Annotated in this window: 14 protein-coding genes; all 14 read right to left on the bottom strand. The window is 70.7% G+C overall.

What is annotated here, in order from left to right:
• Positions 1-38: 38 nt before the first annotated feature.
• A complete protein-coding gene (gene glyA / locus OG766_RS24450; protein WP_266383248.1) occupies positions 39-1,322 on the bottom strand; it encodes a serine hydroxymethyltransferase in 1,284 nt (427 codons plus the stop codon).
• A gap of 114 nt (positions 1,323-1,436) precedes the next feature.
• The gene (locus OG766_RS24445) at positions 1,437-2,078 is read right to left on the bottom strand and encodes an arsenate reductase/protein-tyrosine-phosphatase family protein (RefSeq protein ID WP_266383245.1); all 642 of its coding nucleotides are present in this window, start codon (positions 2,076-2,078) and stop codon (positions 1,437-1,439) included.
• Positions 2,075-2,722 carry an L-threonylcarbamoyladenylate synthase gene (locus OG766_RS24440; protein ID WP_266383243.1) on the bottom strand — a complete coding sequence of 216 codons (648 nt, stop codon included), beginning with the start codon at positions 2,720-2,722 and terminating at the stop codon, positions 2,075-2,077. Before OG766_RS24440 ends, OG766_RS24445 begins: the two co-directional genes overlap by 4 nt.
• A gap of 43 nt (positions 2,723-2,765) precedes the next feature.
• The gene (gene prmC, locus OG766_RS24435; RefSeq protein WP_266383238.1) at positions 2,766-3,647 is read right to left on the bottom strand and encodes a peptide chain release factor N(5)-glutamine methyltransferase; all 882 of its coding nucleotides are present in this window, start codon (positions 3,645-3,647) and stop codon (positions 2,766-2,768) included.
• Between the two features lie 42 nt (positions 3,648-3,689).
• On the bottom strand, positions 3,690-4,766 hold the full coding sequence (gene prfA, locus OG766_RS24430; protein WP_266383235.1) for a peptide chain release factor 1: 1,077 nt from the start codon (positions 4,764-4,766) through the stop codon (positions 3,690-3,692).
• A 106-nt stretch (positions 4,767-4,872) separates the two neighbouring features.
• Positions 4,873-5,097, bottom strand: a complete 225-nt coding sequence (gene rpmE, locus OG766_RS24425; protein ID WP_138053108.1) for a 50S ribosomal protein L31 — start codon at positions 5,095-5,097, stop codon at positions 4,873-4,875.
• A 156-nt stretch (positions 5,098-5,253) separates the two neighbouring features.
• Positions 5,254-6,342 carry an LCP family protein gene (locus OG766_RS24420; RefSeq protein WP_266383232.1) on the bottom strand — a complete coding sequence of 363 codons (1,089 nt, stop codon included), beginning with the start codon at positions 6,340-6,342 and terminating at the stop codon, positions 5,254-5,256.
• 225 nt (positions 6,343-6,567) lie between these two features.
• Positions 6,568-8,349 (bottom strand): trypsin-like serine protease, encoded by a 1,782-nt coding sequence (locus OG766_RS24415; protein ID WP_266383229.1) that lies wholly within the window; start codon positions 8,347-8,349, stop codon positions 6,568-6,570.
• A 323-nt stretch (positions 8,350-8,672) separates the two neighbouring features.
• Positions 8,673-10,688, bottom strand: coding sequence for a transcription termination factor Rho (gene rho, locus OG766_RS24410; RefSeq protein WP_328726215.1), 2,016 nt, complete (start codon positions 10,686-10,688; stop codon positions 8,673-8,675).
• Between the two features lie 394 nt (positions 10,689-11,082).
• The gene (gene thrB / locus OG766_RS24405) at positions 11,083-12,000 is read right to left on the bottom strand and encodes a homoserine kinase (protein ID WP_328726214.1); all 918 of its coding nucleotides are present in this window, start codon (positions 11,998-12,000) and stop codon (positions 11,083-11,085) included.
• A 311-nt stretch (positions 12,001-12,311) separates the two neighbouring features.
• Positions 12,312-13,379, bottom strand: coding sequence for a threonine synthase (thrC, locus tag OG766_RS24400; RefSeq protein ID WP_266383220.1), 1,068 nt, complete (start codon positions 13,377-13,379; stop codon positions 12,312-12,314).
• A gap of 6 nt (positions 13,380-13,385) precedes the next feature.
• On the bottom strand, positions 13,386-14,675 hold the full coding sequence (locus tag OG766_RS24395) for a homoserine dehydrogenase (RefSeq protein ID WP_266384462.1): 1,290 nt from the start codon (positions 14,673-14,675) through the stop codon (positions 13,386-13,388).
• Positions 14,676-14,772: 97 nt separating this feature from the next.
• Positions 14,773-16,164 carry a diaminopimelate decarboxylase gene (gene lysA, locus OG766_RS24390; RefSeq protein WP_328726213.1) on the bottom strand — a complete coding sequence of 464 codons (1,392 nt, stop codon included), beginning with the start codon at positions 16,162-16,164 and terminating at the stop codon, positions 14,773-14,775.
• A 13-nt stretch (positions 16,165-16,177) separates the two neighbouring features.
• Positions 16,178-17,305 carry an ArgS-related anticodon-binding protein NrtL gene (nrtL, locus tag OG766_RS24385; RefSeq protein WP_328726212.1) on the bottom strand — a complete coding sequence of 376 codons (1,128 nt, stop codon included), beginning with the start codon at positions 17,303-17,305 and terminating at the stop codon, positions 16,178-16,180.
• Positions 17,306-17,341 lie beyond the last annotated feature (36 nt).

Below are 17,341 nucleotides of genomic sequence, written 5' to 3'. Positions count from 1 at the left end.
AACGGTTGCACACCGTTCCGTCCTTTCTCGGATTCACCTCAATACGGAGGAAATCTCCCGGCCAGTTCACGTACTTCTTCGCGTACGCGCCGGGTGTCCTCGCCCTCCGCGCGCAGCGCAGTGGTGAAAAGCACAGCGATCCTCGCCATCTCGGCCTCGCCCATGCCCTGAGTGGTGAGCGCGGCGGTGCCCAGACGGATCCCTCGTCCGTCCCCGTACGGCAGCGCGCAGGTGTCCAGCACGAGCCCGGCCGCGGCGAGCCGGCCGCGGGCCGTGCGGCCCTCCACACCGAGCGCTGCGGGGTCGGCGGTGATCAGGTGGGTGTCGGTGCCGCCGGTGGTGACCGCGAAGCCCTCCGCGGCCAGCGCCTCGGCGAGGACCCTGGCGTTGGCGACGACGTGATGGGCGTACGCCGTGAACCCCGGTGTGGCCGCCTCGCCGAACGCGACGGCCTTCGCGGCGATGGTGTGCATCTGGGCGCCGCCCTGGGTGAACGGGAACACCGCGCGGTCGATGCGTTCCGCCAGATGGCTGCCGCAGAGGATCATTCCGCCGCGGGGGCCGCGCAGCACCTTGTGCGTCGTGGCGCAGACGACGTCCGCGTACGGGACGGGGCTGGGCGCCGCTCCCCCGGCGATCAGGCCCATCGGATGAGCCGCGTCGGCGATCAGATAGGCGCCGACCTCGTCGGCGATCTCGCGGAACACCTCGTAGTCGGGGTGGCGGGGGTACGAGATCGAGCCGCAGACGATCGCCTTGGGCCGGTGCTCACGCGCGAGCCTGAGGATCTGCTCGTAGTCGAGGAGTCCCGACTCGGCGTCGACGCCGTACGGGACGAACTCGAACCAGCGTCCCGAGAAGTTGGCCGGCGAGCCGTGTGTGAGGTGCCCGCCGAACGCCAGGCCCATCGCGAGGACGGTGTCTCCCGGCCGCAGCAGCGCCGCGTACGCCGCGAGCACGGCGGACGAGCCCGAGTGCGGCTGCACATTGGCGTGCTCGGCGCCGAAGAGGGCGGTCGCCCGCTCGACGGCGATGCGCTCGGCGGCGTCCACGAGCTCGCAGCCGCCGTGGTGGCGGGCGCCGGGGTAGCCCTCGGCGTACTTGTTGGCGAGCGGGGAGCCGAGAGCGGCGAGGACCGCCGGCGAGGTGAAGTTCTCCGCGGCGATCAGTTGCAGGCTGTCGGTCTGCCGGGCCATCTCGCCCAGGATCACCTCGGCGATCTCGGGGTCCTGACGGCGCAGCAGCCCGAGGTCCGCGGGCGTGGTGGGGGTGGTGGGGGTCGTGGAGGTCGTGGCGGCGCTGGGTGCGGTACTGACCGGCATGGGGTTCTCCCGGCCTCGCGTGGGGTGACGGCCCCTCCAATGTAGGCCGGAGGCGGGTCCTGCGCTCCGTATACGCCCGTACGGCGGCCGGTCGGTCGTGGGACCGGACTCCGGTCAGTGGTGGGACCGGACTCCGGTCAGCGCGGTGAGGACGGGGTCCAGGGCCTGGTGGATCTCGTCGCCGATCGAGCGGAAGAAGGTGATCGGCGCCCCGTACGGGTCGTACACCTCGTCGGCCTCCGCGCTCGGTGCGAGCAGCCAGCCGCGCAGCGCCGCCGCCGCCCGCACCAGCGCCCGCGCGCGCTCGACGACACCGTCGTCCAGGGGGTCCGGCAGCGTCGCCGGGTCTATCGCCCGGACGAGCCGGGTGAACTCCTTCAGCGTAAAAGTGCGCAGACCGGCGGAATGGCCCATGGAGATGACCTGAGCGCGGTGGTCGCGGGTGGCGGTCAGCACCAGGTCCGCGCGGATGACGTGCTCGTCGAGCAGCTCGCGGCCGACGAAGCCGCTGGGGTCGGCACCGAAGTCGCCGAGGACCGTCGCGGCGTTCGCCTCCATGGGCGCGCCCTCGTGGCCCCAGGTGCCCGCGCTCTCCACGATCAGCCCGCCGGCGAGGGGGTCGCCGAGGCGGCGGCTGAGGGCATGCCGCGTCAGCCGCTCGGTGATCGGCGAGCGGCACACGTTGCCGGTGCTGACGTGGAGAATGCGGAAGGCGTCGTCCGTACCGCCTATGCCACGCCCCTCAGGGGCAGTCAACTGGCCACCTCGAGGTCGGGTACGACCTTGCGGAGCTCGTCCGCGTCCAGCGCGCCCGCGCGCAGCAGGACCGGGACCTTGCCGGTGACGTCGACGATCGAGGACGGCACGATGCCGGGCGTCGGGCCGCCGTCGAGGTACACGGAGACGGAGTCGCCGAGCATGTCCTGCGCGGCGTCGCAGTCCTCGGGCGACGGGTGGCCCGTGAGGTTCGCGGACGAGACGGCCATCGGGCCGACGTCGGTGAGCAGCTCGATGGCGACGGGGTGCAGCGGCATCCGGATGGCGACGGTGCCCCGGGTGTCGCCGAGGTCCCACTGCAGCGACGGCTGGTGCTTGGCGACCAGCGTCAGCGCGCCCGGCCAGAACGCGTCGACGAGCTCCCACGCCTGCTCGGAGAAGTCGGTGACCAGGCCGTGGAGGGTGTTCGGGGAGCCGATGAGGACCGGGGTGGGCATGCTGCGGCCACGTCCCTTCGCCTCCAGCAGATCGGCGACGGCCTCGGAGCTGAACGCGTCCGCACCGATGCCGTACACGGTGTCGGTGGGGAGCACGACCAGTTCGCCGCGGCGGACGGCCGATGCGGCTTCCCGCAGGCCGGTGGTGCGGTCCGTCGCGTCGTTGCAGTCGTATCGCCGAGCCATCAGCGGGCCTCCTGGTCCATGGACACGTACACAGTGCGGTTGATCACGGCATTGCCTTGCGCGCGGTCGCGAAGCGCGGGCGGTTGTTCAGGTCGGGGTGGTCGGCCGCGTCCGCCCAGCCGTCCTCCTCCTTGAAGATCCACGGCACCTGGCCGCCCTGGGTGTCGGCGTGCTCGACGACGACGAGACCGCCGGGCCGCAGCAGCCGGTGCGCGGTGCGCTCGATGCCGCGGATGGTGTCGAGGCCGTCCTCCCCGGAGAAGAGGGCCATTTGCGGGTCGTGGTCACGGGCTTCGGGGGCGACATACTCCCACTCGGTGAGCGGGATGTACGGCGGGTTGGAGATGACCAGGTCGACCTGGCCGTCGAACTCCGGGAGGGCACGCAGGGCGTCGCCGTGGTGCACGGTGACCCTGGACCCCTCGGCGTTCTTCCGGGTCCAGCCGATGGCGTCGTCGGACAGCTCCACGGCGTGCACGCGCGAGCGCGGCACCTCCTGGGCGATGGCGAGGGCGATGGCCCCGGAGCCGGAGCACAGATCGATGACGAGCGGTTCGACGACGTCCATGGCCCGTACGGCGTCTATGGCCCAGCCGACGACCGACTCGGTCTCCGGACGCGGCACGAAGACCCCGGGGCCGACCTGCAGCTCCAGATAGCGGAAGAAGGCGCGCCCGGTGATGTGCTGCAGCGGCTCGCGGGCCTCGCGGCGGGCGATCGTCTCCCAGTAGCGGGCGTCGAAGTCCGCGTCCTTGACCAGGTGCAGCTCACCGCGCTTGACGCCGTGGACGAACGCGGCAAGCTCCTCCGCGTCGAAGCGGGGCGAGGGCACGCCTGCGTCGGCCAGCCGCTGGGTGGCCTGGGCCACCTCGGCAAGCAGCAAGGAGCGGGGGTACGGGGGACGTCCCCCGGGGAGCGACTGCACGCTGGTCCTCCGGGCTGGGCAGGGCTGTTCGATGTACGCGGCTTACGCTGCGGCGAGCTTTGCGGCGGAGTCGGCGTCGACGCAGGCCTGGATCACCGCGTCCAGTTCACCGTCGAGCACCTGGTCCAAGTTGTACGCCTTGAATCCGACGCGGTGGTCCGAGATCCGGTTCTCCGGGAAGTTGTACGTACGGATCTTCTCGGAGCGGTCGACCGTGCGGACCTGGCTGCGGCGGGCGTCCGCGGCCTCCTGCTCGGCCGCTTCCTGGGCCGCGGCGAGCAGCCTGGAGCGCAGGATACGCATCGCCTGCTCCTTGTTCTGGAGCTGGCTCTTCTCGTTCTGGCAGGACGCGACGACGCCGGTGGGGAGGTGCGTGATGCGCACCGCCGAGTCGGTCGTGTTGACGGACTGGCCGCCGGGCCCCGAGGAGCGGTAGACGTCGATGCGCAGATCGTTGGCGTGGATCTCGACGTCGACCTCCTCGGCCTCCGGGGTCACGAGGACACCGGCGGCGGAGGTGTGGATCCGCCCCTGGGACTCGGTCGACGGCACGCGCTGCACGCGGTGCACCCCGCCCTCGTACTTCAGCCGCGCCCAGACGCCCTGACCGGGCTCCGTGGCGCCGTTGCCGCCCTTGGTCTTCACCGCGACCTGGACGTCCTTGTAGCCGCCGAGCTCGGACTCGGTGGCGTCGATGATCTCGGTCTTCCAGCCGACGCGCTCGGCGTAGCGCAGGTACATCCGCAGCAGATCGCCGGCGAACAGCGCGGACTCGTCGCCGCCCGCGCCCGCCTTGATCTCCAGGATGACGTCCTTGTCGTCGCTGGGGTCACGGGGCACCAGCAGCAGCCGCAGCTTCTCGGTGAGCTCCTCGCGCTGCTTCTCCAGCTCCTTCACCTCGGCGGCGAAGTCCGGGTCGTCGGCGGCGAGTTCCCTGGCCGTCTCGATGTCGTCCCCGGTGTGCTTCCAGGAGCGGTAGGTGCCGATGATCGGGGTGAGCTCGGCGTACCGCTTGTTGAGCTTGCGCGCGTTCGCCTGATCGGCGTGGACCGAAGGGTCGGCGAGCTGCTTCTCCAGGTCGGCGTGCTCGCCGACCAGTTCCTCGACCGCTTCGAACATCGGGTGCTCCTGGGATTCGTCCTGCTGGATGGCTGCGGGAGAGACGGCAAAGCGCCGGTCCCGGCCGCCCCGCGCAGGGGCAGCCGAGGACCGGCGCAGTGGCTCGCTACTTCTTGGCGGAGCCGGCAGCCTTGCCGAAGCGGGCCTCGAAGCGGGCCACACGGCCACCGGTGTCGAGGATCTTCTGCTTGCCCGTGTAGAACGGGTGGCACTCGGAGCAGACCTCGGCACGGATGTTTCCGGCCTGGATCGTGCTACGGGTGGTGAACGACGCGCCACAGGTGCAGCTCACCTGGGTCTCGACGTACTCGGGGTGGATGTCGCGCTTCAAGGGTGTCTCCTAGTTTCGGGAGGGCACCGGGTCGCACTCGCGGGATGCGCGCACGTGAACCGGGGCCGACGTACCAGTCTGCCAGGACCGGCCGTATCTCCCAAAACCGGGGGCCGCCCTCAGGTATTCCCCCGCTGCCGCGGGACTGCGGAAGGGCTACTTCACGATGCCCTTGGCCTGCCCGTCCGCGGTGCCCTTGGTCGCCGAGGCGGGGATCGGCAGATCGTTCTTGAGGGCGGTCCAGACCTGCTGTCCCTGCTTCTTCAGGGGCGCGACACGGTTGGGATCACGCTTGTCGTAGTCGACCGGCATCGTGATCATCTGGACGTCGTCGGCGCCGAGGCCCTTGAGGCCGGTGGCGAAGTCGACGAGTTCCTTGACCGAGTCGAGCTCGGAATCGGGCGTGATCGCCTTGGTGGCGGTGTCGGCGAGGTCGTAGAGCTTCGCGGGGCTGGTGAACACCCCGACGTCCTTGACCTGCTGGATGAGCGCCTTGATGAAGGCCTGCTGCAGCTGGATCCGGCCGAGGTCGCTGCCGTTGCCGACGGACTTGCGGGTCCGTACGAGCCCGAGGGCCTGCTCGCCGGTGAGCGTGTGCTTGCCCGGCTTGAGGTCGAGATGGCTCTTGGAGTCGCTGATCGCCTCGCTGGTGGTGATGTCGACACCGCCGAGCTCGTCGATCAGCTTCTTGAAGCCGGTGAAGTCGACCTCCATGTAGTGGTCCATGCGGATGCCGGAGATCTTCTCGACGGTCTTCACCGCACAGGCCGGGCCGCCGACCTCGTACGCCGTGTTGAACATGGCGCGGCTCTCGGCGGGGACGGTCCCGCCCTCGCTGTCGGCGCACCGGGGCCGGTCGATGAGCGTGTCGCGGGGCACGGAGACGACGGCGGCCTTCTTGTGGCCCTCGTAGACGTGCACGATCATCGCGGTGTCGGAGCGGGCGCCGCCCTCGTCCGTGCCGTACTTGCCGTTGGCGCCGGCGCGGGAGTCGGAGCCGAGGACGAGGATGTCCATGGATCCGTTGTCGACGTTGTCGGGGCGGTCGGTGCCGAGCTGGTTGTTGATGTCGACGCCCTGGATGTTGCCGTTGAGCTTGATGTAGACGTAGCCGAGCCCCGATCCCCCGATGAGCACCAGTCCGGCCGCGGTCCACGCGGCGAGCGACGCGGCCTTCCGCCGGGCTGTGGGCGGCTTACGACGAGCACCCGTGCCACGTATTCGACCCTTGCTCTGGTCGGCCATAACTCCTCAAGTCCTCGTAGGTCCCGTTACCCCCCGGCCATGACGTTCAGGCACGGTTTGTCCACCCTGTCAAGCTTTGTTACGCCACCAGTGAGACGGCCGAGGGGCAAGAAGGGTTGCACAAGGTCATGAGAGGTCCGTGAGAAGTGCATGAGAAGAGGCCCGCACCCACCGTGTGTGACACGGTCGGCACGGACCCCTTTTCACCTGCGACTTTCGACCGCGTCAGCCGAACAGGTTGTACGCCTGCCAGCCGACACCGAAGTCCTTGCGTGTGGCGAAGATCCCACCGGTCGCCGCGCTGTTGCCGTTGCCCGGGTAGAGCCACAGCTTTCCGGTCGAGTCACGGACCAGGAGGTCGGCGTGACCGTCGCTGTTCACGTCACCGACGGTGACCAGCGCGGTGAAGCTGCTGAGGGTGAACTTCCCGACCAGCCGACGGGCCTCGAACGGGGTCGCGACCTTGCCGGTGCCCCGGTAGAGGTAGGTGGAACCGTCGGAGCCACGGGCGAGGATGTCGGGCTTGCCGTCGTTGGTGAAGTCACCGTGACCGCGGACCACGCCGTACTGGCCCCAGCCGCCGCCGGCCTGGACGGGGGCGGCGAAGCCGCCGTTGCCCTTGCCCGGGTAGAGGATCAGGTAGCCGGTGGAGTTCACGGTGAGCAGGTCGGGCAGCTCGTCGCCGGTGAGGTCACCGGGGATCAGGAGCTGCTTGTTCTTGGCCCAGCCGGTGGAGAGGAGCTTGCGCTCCCACTGCTCGGTCGCGGGAACGAAGTGGTCCCAGTAGACGTAGCCGTTGCTCGCGCGGGCCACCAGGTCCTGCCAGTCGTCGCGGTCGAGGTCGGCCTGGACCGCCAGGTTGTAGCCGGCGAAGTTGCCGAGGTTCTCGGTGCGCGCGTACGAGCTGACCTTCGAGGTCCAGGCGAACAGCGTGTTGTCCGACGTACGGCGGGCCAGCACGTCGGCCGTGTGGTCGTAGTTCCAGTTCGCGTCGTCGACACGTGCCTGGACCGGCGCGGAGTACGTGGAGACCTTCGCGTACACGCCGTACTTGCCCGCGGCCGAGCAGTCGACGTCGCCCCACGAGACGACACCGACGAGCTTGCCGCCGACGACCAGCGGGCCGCCGGAGTCACCGTTGCAGGTGGTCTCGGTGGTGGCGTCCTCGCCCGTGGGCGCGGCGCCGGCGCAGACCATGTGGCCATTGATGAACTTCGCCGCGGTCTCCGTCGGCGCCGGGTAGGCGGCGGCGCAGTCGGTGTCCGAGACCATGTCGGCGTCGGCGACCTTCAGGACGTCCGAGGCACTGTTGGGCTCGGTGGAGCTGGTGCGGCCCCAGCCGTACACCTTGCCGTCGAGTCCGGCCGCGTACAGCGCCGAGTCGGTGGGCTGCGCGAGCGGCAGCGGCTTGACCGTGGACGGGACCGGCGACGTCAGCGTGAGGACGGCCACGTCGTTGTCGATCGTGTACGGGCTGTACTGCGGGTGGTTCCACTGGCGGTAGGCGCCGCGCTCCGCGCCGCCGTGGAGGTTCACCGAGCCGTCGGAGTTGACGGTGGGCACGTGGTCGGTGCCGACCACAACGGTGCCGGTCTCGTACCACTTGATGCCCTTGACGCAGTGCGCCGCGGTGAGGACCTTCGTCGGAGCGATCACGGCGCCGCCGCAGAAGTAGCCGGCGCCGGTGCTGTCGCTGAAGTAGAGCTGTGCCATCCAGGGCGCCTGGGAGATCGTGGTCTCCGCACCACCGATGATGCGCGCACCCGGCGCGGTCTTGGCGGCGTCGGCCTGCGGCTGCTTGACGAGCGTCCTCTTGCTGCTCGCGTCGGCCTTCATCGCCTGAGCCACGCGGCTGCGAAGCTCCTTCTTCGACGGCTCGGCCGGCTTCTGCGACTCCACGCTGATCGTGGGCGCCTCGCCCGCCTCGGCGGAGTCGGATCCGGTGAAGGCGAAGCCGGCCCCGGCCAGCGCGACGACTGCGGCCACAGCCGGAAGTGCGAGTGTCATGCGGCGCTTGTGCCGGCCACCACGCGTGCGTATCTGCACTCGGTAACCCCTCGGGTTGAACCGGCAGAGCGCGACCGCCCCACCGGAGGAATCTCTGGCAGTGGTGGGGCATTGCAGGCCTTGTGGGCAGCACGCCTCAAGAGACCCCCCGGCCTCGGCTGGTGCTGCGCAGTGGAATCCCCCCACCTCGATCCGCAGATGATACGTGCGTCAACTGGTGGTTGACCAGCGACGGGTGGGGATCCCGTGAAAACGAGACCGCCCCGTCACCTCAAGGGTGACGGGGCGGTCCGCTCCGTACGGAACTGCGTACTGATACGACGTCAGTCGCCGTTGCCCGGCGTCGGCGTCGTCTTCTGGATCTGGAGCAGGAACTCGGCGTTCGACTTCGTCTGCTTCATCTTGTCGAGCAGCAGCTCGATCGCCTGCTGCTGGTCGAGCGCGTGCAGCACCCGGCGCAGCTTCCAGACGATCGAGAGCTCGTCGGCACCGAGCAGGATCTCCTCCTTGCGGGTGCTGGACGCGTCGACGTCCACCGCCGGGAAGATGCGCTTGTCGGAGAGCTTCCGGTCGAGCTTGAGCTCCATGTTGCCGGTGCCCTTGAACTCCTCGAAGATCACCTCGTCCATGCGCGAGCCGGTCTCGACCAGCGCGGTGGCCAGGATGGTCAGCGAGCCGCCGTCCTCGATGTTGCGCGCGGCACCGAAGAAGCGCTTCGGCGGGTAGAGCGCGGTCGAGTCGACACCACCGGACAGGATGCGTCCGGACGCCGGGGCCGCCAGGTTGTAGGCGCGGCCCAGACGGGTGATGGAGTCCAGCAGGACGACCACGTCGTGACCCAGCTCGACGAGACGCTTCGCGCGCTCGACGGCCAGCTCGGCGACCGTGGTGTGGTCCTCGGCCGGGCGGTCGAAGGTCGAGGAGATGACCTCGCCCTTGACCGACCGCTGCATGTCGGTGACCTCTTCCGGACGCTCGTCGACGAGGACGACCATCAGGTGGCACTCGGGGCTGTTGACCGTGATCGCGTTGGCGATCGCCTGCAGGATCATGGTCTTACCGGTCTTCGGCGGGGCCACGATCAGGCCTCGCTGGCCCTTACCGATCGGCGACACGAGGTCGATGATGCGGGTGGTCAGCACGCCCGGGTCGGTCTCCAGACGGAGCCGGTCCTGCGGGTAGAGCGGGGTCAGCTTGTTGAACTCCGGGCGGCCGCGGCCGGATTCGGGCGCCATGCCGTTGACGGAGTCCAGACGGACCAGCGCGTTGAACTTCTCGCGGCGCTCGCCCTCCTTGGGCTGCCGCACCGCGCCGGTGACGTGGTCACCCTTGCGCAGACCGCTCTTGCGGACCTGCGCCAGGGACACATACACGTCGTTCGGACCGGGCAGGTAGCCCGAGGTCCGGATGAACGCGTAGTTGTCGAGGATGTCGAGGATGCCCGCGACGGGGATCAGCACGTCGTCCTCGGAGACCTGCGGCTCGCCGGTCGCGAAGTCCTCACGGCCACGACGGCCACGACGGTCGCGGTAGCGGCCACGGCGTCCGCGCCGGCCACCGGCCTCGTCGTCGAAGTCGTCCTGGGGGCCGCCGCCCTGACGCTGCTGCTGGCCGCCCTGCTGCTGGCGCTGGCCGCCCTGCTGGTCGTCGCCCTTGCCCCGGCCACCGCGGTCACGGTCGCGGTCACGCTGGCGGTCACGACGGTCGCCGCCGCGCTCGCCGCGGTCACGCTGACGGTCGCCGCGCCGGCCCTCGGCCGTGTCGGTGGCGGCCTCCGCCTTGGCCTCCGTCTGCGCCTCGGCGCGGACCTCGGTCTTGACGTCGCCCTTCGGCTCGGCCTGGGCGGCCTCACCCTCCGGGCTGCCGGCGGGGGCGGTGGCGCGGCGGCGGCGGCGCTCGCCCGCCGGGGCGTCGTCACTGGCCGGCTGGCCGGGGATGTCGATCTGCTGCTGAGCCGCCGGCTTCTCGGCCTTCGGCTCGGCGGCTGCGCTCTCGTCACCCGTACGGGCCTTGGAGGTGGCGCGGCGCTTCGGCTTGGTCTCGGCCGCGCCCGTGTCGGCGCTCTTCGCCGCGGCGCCCCCGGAGGCCGCCGCCGGGGAGGAGCCCCCGCCCTGCGCCTCCTTGATGACCTCGATCAGCTGGCTCTTGCGCATCCGCGCGGTGCCCCTGATGCCGAGGCCGGAAGCGACCTGCTGCAGCTCGGCCAGGACCATGCCCTCAAGGCCGGTGCCGGAACGGCGGCGCCGGGAGGTGGTGCCAGTGGCAGCACCTTCGGCGGGCGCGGCGGTGTCGACACTGCTGTCGGCAGTCACGCCCATCAGATCGGTGGTGTCGCTCACGAAGGGTCCTTCCCTGGAGCGGACGTCGGCCTTCTGGCTCGGCGACCGGTTGTGCTGTCCGACGGCGGTCTGTTGATCTTTCGGATCGTGGACCGAAGCCGGGGCGGTGGTCCCGCCGGGGTACGGCGGAAGAGATGTACGTGCAAGGCCCGGCCCGAGTTCCCCCTGCTCGGCCCTCTCTTCGGGAAAAGCGAGGGGTGTCGTGCCGGTTCCGGAGCGTGCTCGAAACTGCTCAGGCAGGCTGCTCAGGCAGTTGGGGAGGCTCCCGGAAGAATGGTGGTCCCGGAAGGGGACACGAAGCACCGCGCCACAAGAATGTGGGCTGCGTACTTGAGGTTAACACTACCGGCTCCAACAAACATTCCCCCTCTCCTTCACCGGCAATCCCGTGTCGCTACGAGGCGAGCGGCAGAACACTCGCACCCGCGGCGTCGAGGGCCAGCCTGTTCGCCGCCCAGCCCTCACCTGCCAGCCGTGCGACCTTGTCGGCCGCACCGTCCTCGGCCAGCGCGAGCACCGTGGGGCCCGCGCCGGAGATGACCGCGGGGACGCCGTCCGCGCGCAGTCGGTTCACCAGTTCCACGCTCTGCGGCATCGCCGGGGCGCGGTATTCCTGGTGGAGTCGGTCCTCGGTGGCCGGAAGCAGCAGCTCGGGGCGCCTGGTGAGGGCCTCGACGAGCAGCGCGGCACGGCCCGCGTTGACCGCGGCGTCGACGTGCGGGACCGTGCGCGGCAGCAGTCCGCGGGCGGTCTCGGTGAGCACCGCGCTGCTGGGGACGAAAACCACCGGAACGATGGAGTCCGACGGGTCCATCCTGATGGCGCGCGCCGCGCCGGCGTCGGTCCAGGCGAGGGTGAAGCCGCCGAGCAGACAGGCGGCGACATTGTCCGGATGCCCCTCGATCTCGGTGGCGAGCTCCAGCAGCGCCGCGTCGTCGAGCCGGGCGTCGCCGCCTATGGTCACCGCGCGGGCGGCCATGATGCCGGCGCAGATGGCGGCCGACGAGGAGCCGAGGCCGCGGCCGTGCGGGATGCGGTTGGCGCAGACGACCTCGAGACCGCGCGGCTGCCCGCCGAGCAGGTCGAAGGCCGTGCGCAGCGAGCGTACGAGCAGATGGCTCTCGTCGCGGGGCAGCGTCTCGGCGCCCTCACCCGCGATGTCGACGTGCAGCCCGGAGTCCGCCACCCGGACGACGACGTCGTCGTACAGCCCCAGCGACAGGCCGAAGGCATCGAAGCCCGGCCCGAGATTGGCGCTGGTGGCGGGCACGCGCACCCGGACGGCGGCGGCGCGGAATGCGGGACCGGCCATCGCTCGACGACACTCCTTGGTTCTGATCCGTGCTGATCTCTGTGATCTGTGGTGATCGGGTCTGATCGGCGTGGTGGTGATGACGTGGTGCAGGGGAAAGTGCGAAGACCCACGGGCCGTGACGGCAACGACCGCGGCATATGCGGCGGCGGGGTTCGCTACAGCTTATCGAAGGAAGGTTCTGCGGCGACATAGGGCGCACGGGAGGCGCACGATGCGTGTCGCCTTCTTCCCATGCTCCCGCTTGCGGTGCCTTGTGGGGGCATGGGCCGGGGCGCCCCTGCCTGGGCGGGGGTGCCCCGGGATGCCGCTTACGCCAGGCCGAGCCGCTCCGCCGCCGCCGCGGCGTCCACCGGGACCGTCAGCGGCTGGGGCGCTCCGGCGACCGCCCAGTCCGGGTCCTTGAGGCCGTTGCCGGTGACCGTGCAGACGATCTTCTGGCCGGGGTCGACCTTGCCCTCTTCGGCGGCCTTCAGCAGGCCGGCCACCGAGGCCGCGGAGGCGGGCTCCACGAAGACGCCCTCGCGCGAGGCCAACAGCTTGTACGCGCGCAGGATCTGACGGTCGGTCACCTCGTCGATGAAGCCGCCCGACTCGTCGCGGGCCGCGAGCGCGAACTGCCAGGACGCCGGGTTGCCGATCCGGATCGCGGTGGCGATGGTCGAGGGGTCCTTGACGACCTCGCCGCGGACGATCGGCGCCGAGCCGGAGGCCTGGAAGCCCCACATCCGCGGGGTGCGGGTGGACAGCTCGTCCGCCGCGTACTCCTTGTAGCCCTTCCAGTACGCCGTGATGTTGCCGGCGTTGCCGACGGGCAGCACATGGATGTCCGGCGCGTCGCCGAGCGCGTCGACGATCTCGAAGGCCGCGGTCTTCTGGCCCTCGATACGGACCGGGTTGACCGAATTGACCAGCGCCACAGGGTAGTTCTCGGACAGACCGCGGGCCAGCACCAGGCAGTCGTCGAAGTTGCCGTCGACCTGCAGGATCTTCGCTCCGTGGACCAGCGCCTGGCCCAGCTTGCCCATCGCGATCTTGCCCTGCGGGATCAGCACGGCGCAGACCATTCCGGCCCGGCCCCCGTACGCCGCGGCCGATGCCGAGGTGTTGCCCGTGGAGGCGCAGATGACGGCCTTCGCGCCCTCCTCCTTGGCCCTGGTGATCGCCATCGTCATCCCGCGGTCCTTGAAGGACCCGGTCGGGTTGGCGCCCTCGACCTTGAGATGAACCTCACATCCGGTGGCCTCGGAGAGGGACTGGGCGAGAACGAGCGGCGTACCGCCCTCGCCGAGCGTGACGACCGGCGTCGTGTCCGTCACCGGGAGCCGGTCACGGTACTCCTCGATGATGCCGCGCCACTGGTGGGTGCGAGTGCTCATGGGTCCTTACTCTCCTTCAACCCGCATGATGCTGGCGACACCGCGCACGGTGTCGAGCTTGCGCAGCGCGTCGACGGTCCCCGACAGGGCGGCGTCGGGCGCGCGGTGGGTGACGACGACGAGCGATGCCTCGCCGTCCTTGCCCGTCTGGCGGACCGTGTCGATCGATACGCCGTGCTCGGCGAAGACCGTCGCGACCTGGGCGAGGACGCCCGGCTTGTCGGCCACGTCGAGGCTGATGTGGTACCGCGTCACGACCTCGCCCATGGAGCTCACGGGCAGCTGGGTGTACGCGGACTCGCCGGGGCCGGTGGCCTCGGCGAGCTTGTTGCGGCAGACGGCGACCAGGTCGCCGAGGACCGCGGAGGCGGTCGGCGCGCCGCCGGCGCCGGGGCCGTAGAACATCAGCCGCCCGGCCGCCTCGGCCTCGACGAAGACCGCGTTGTACGCCTCGCGGACGGAGGCCAGCGGGTGGCTGAGCGGGATCATCGCGGGGTGGACGCGGGCCGTGACGGACCTGCCGTCCGCCGCCCGCTCACAGATCGCCAGCAGCTTGATGGTGCAGCCCATCTGCCTGGCGGAGGCGAAGTCGGCGGCGGTGACCTCGGTCATGCCCTCGCGGTAGACGTCGTCGAGGCGTACGCGGGTGTGGAAGGCGATACCGGCGAGGATCGCGGCCTTGGCGGCGGCGTCGAACGCCTCGACGTCGGCGGTCGGGTCGGCCTCGGCGTACCCGAGGGCGGTGGCCTCGTCGAGCGCCTCGGAGTAGCCGGCTCCGGAGGTGTCCATCTTGTCGAGGATGAAGTTCGTCGTGCCGTTGACGATGCCGAGGACACGGTTGACCTTGTCGCCGGCGAGGGACTCGCGCAGCGGCCTGATCAGCGGGATCGCGCCGGCGACCGCGGCCTCGAAGTACAGGTCCCGGCCATGTTTCTCGGCGGCTGCGTACAGCGTCGCGCCGTCCTCGGCGAGCAGCGCCTTGTTGGCGGAGACGACGGAGGCGCCGTGCTCGAAGGCGGTGGTGATCAGGGTGCGGGCGGGCTCGATGCCACCGATGACCTCGACGACCACATCGAGGTCGTCGCGCTCCACGAGCGCCTTGGCGTCGGTGGTGATCAGCTCCTGCGGGATCCCCTCCCGGACCTTGGAGGGGCGGCGGACGGCGACCCCGGCGAGTTCCACCGGGGCGCCGATCCGAGCGGCGAGGTCGTCGGCGTGCGTCGTCATGATGCGCGCCACCTCTGAGCCGACCACTCCACAGCCCAGCAGCGCCACCTTCAGCGGACGCGTACGCATCATCCGACCTCGTTTCTCATAAAGCAGGGTGCGAACCAGTCTCACTCACCGGATGAGGGTTTCCGTCCCCTGTCCGGATTCTGAGACATATATTCCATCAGCCGACATCGAGACGCAGGAGATCTTCCTCCGTCTCCCGCCGGACGATCACTCGTGCCTCGCCGTCGCGCACGGCGACGACGGGCGGACGGAGTACGTGGTTGTAGTTGCTGGCCATCGAGCGGCAGTAGGCGCCGGTCGCCGGCACCGCGATCAGGTCGCCCGGCGCCAGATCGGCCGGCAGGAAGGCGTCCCGTACGACGATGTCGCCGCTCTCGCAGTGCTTGCCGACGACGCGCACCAGCATCGGCTCGGCGTCGCTCGCGCGCGACACGAGCGCCACGCTGTACTCGGCGTCGTAGAGCGCCGTGCGGATGTTGTCGGACATGCCGCCGTCGACGCTGACGTACGTACGCAGCCCGTCGAGCGGCTTGATCGTGCCGACCTCGTACAGCGTGAAGGCGGTGGGCCCGACGATGGCCCGCCCCGGCTCGACGGAGATGCGCGGCGTGCGCAGCCCTGCCGCCTCGCACTCGCGGGTGACGATCTCGCCGAGCGCCTTGGCGATCTCGTGCGGCTCACGCGGGTCGTCGTCGGAGGTGTACGCGATGCCGAGGCCGCCGCCGAGGTCGATCTCGGGCAGCTCGACACCGTGCTCGTCGCGGACCTCCTTGAGCAGGCCGACGACCCGGTGGGCGGCCACCTCGAAGCCGGACGTGTCGAAGATCTGCGAACCGATGTGCGAGTGGATGCCGATGAGTTCGAGACCGTCGAGCTGGAGGGCGCGCCGTACGGCCTCGGCCGCCTGGCCGCCGGCGAGCGCGAGGCCGAACTTCTGGTCCTCGTGGGCGGTGGCGATGAACTCGTGGGTGTGCGCCTCGACGCCGACGGTGACCCGGATCTGGACGCGCTGGCGCCTGCCGAGGGACTGGGCGGTGTGCGCGACGCGGACGATCTCCTGGAAGGAGTCGAGGACGATGCGTCCGACGCCGGCCCGTACGGCCCTCTCGATCTCCTCGGTGGACTTGTTGTTCCCGTGGAAGGCGATGCGCTCGGCGGGCATTCCGGCCTCGAGGGCGGTGGCCAGCTCACCGCCGGAGCACACGTCGAGGTTGAGCCCCTCCTCGTGGAGCCAGCGCACGACGGCGCGGGAGAGGAACGCCTTGCCCGCGTAGAAGACGTCGGCGTCCTTGCCGAAGGCGTCGGCCCAGGCGCGGCAGCGGGCGCGGAAGTCGGCTTCGTCGAGGAAGTAGGCGGGGGTGCCGAACTCCTCGGCCAGCCGGGTGGCTTCGATACCGCCGACGGTGACGACGCCGTCGGCGTTGCGGGTCACGGTGCGGGACCAGACCTTCCCGTCGAGCACGTTGAGGTCGGTCGGCGGAGCAGCGTAGTGCCCTTCGGGCAGGACGTCGGCGTAGCGGGGCCCGGCGGGGTGTGCGGAACGGCTCATTCTTCTCTCACATCTACAGGTGTTCGGGTGCGCTGATGCCGAGCAGGGCCAGGCCACCGGCCAGCACCGTCCCGGCGGCTTCGGCAAGGGCGAGCCGGGAACGGTGGGTGGCCGAGGGTTTCTCGTCACCCATGGGCAGCACGGTGTGCTGGAAGCCGAGGAAGGCGTCGGCGGTGGCTTCGAGGTGCCGGGCGACCCGGTCGGGGGCGCGCAGCCGGGCGGCGGACTCGATGACGGCGGGGTGGTCGCCGAGGGCGGTGAGGAGAGCGGACGCGGGGGCGGCGGGGGCGGCGGTCGGGGGGACGGTCTCGGCGCTGGTCGCGGCGGTCGCGGCGGTCGCGGCGTCGGGGCCGGCGGGCGCGGGGGCGATCCCGTCCGTGCCGGGGGCGATCCGGGCTGTGAACCCCAGATCCGCGGCGTTGCGGAGCAGGGCGCGGCTGCGGGCGTGGGCGTATCGGACCCGGAAGAGCGCGTTGCCCTCGTTCTGTACGAGAAGCCCGTCGCCGGTGAGGGGGCGGTCGTGGGCGGCGGGCCGGAGGAGGGCCCACAGGGCGGCGTCCCGGCCGACGCGCGCGAACAGTCCGTCGTCGTCCGGCCCGTCGTTGTGCGGTCCGTCGTGCTTCTCGTGGCCCGGTCCGTCGTCGTGCGCGGGGACGGCGGTGATCCGCTCCTCGCCTCCCGGCGCGACGGCGGCATCGGCCCCCTGGGCGATGAGCAGCCGTACGACGGTGTCGGTGATGACGCGAGCACGCAACTCGCCGGCGGGCGCGAAGCGGACGCGCGTCCCGGCGAGGCCGTCGCCGTATCCGTAGCGCGTGCCCTGCTCACGTACGGCACGGACGAGGGCGCCGGCGGAGTCGTCGCCGAGGGTGAAGTTCAGAAAGCCGGGGCCGGTGATCTCGACCCGGGCGATGCCGGGGCTGTCGGTGATGCGCGCCTTCAGGACCTCGGCCACGTCCCTGGCCTGCCGCCCGGCCGGCCCCGCCAGCCGGAGCGCGATGCTGGTGGCGTAGTCCCCGGACCCTCCGGGCCGGGACCGCTCGACCTTCACCCGCTCGGGTACGGGACCGGACAGAGCGCCCTCCTCGACCGCACGGCGCACGGCGCCCAGCACGGTACGGGAGAGCTCTGCGGGGGTCACGGGACAAGCGTATGGGAGAGAGGGGGTGTGATCGCG

Origin of the sequence: Streptomyces sp. NBC_00259, from assembly GCF_036181745.1 — a bacterium.
GTDB classification, from domain to species: domain Bacteria; phylum Actinomycetota; class Actinomycetes; order Streptomycetales; family Streptomycetaceae; genus Streptomyces; species Streptomyces pratisoli.
The sequence above is the reverse complement of the archived record's forward strand: the minus strand, read 5'-3'. Positions and strand labels throughout refer to the sequence as shown.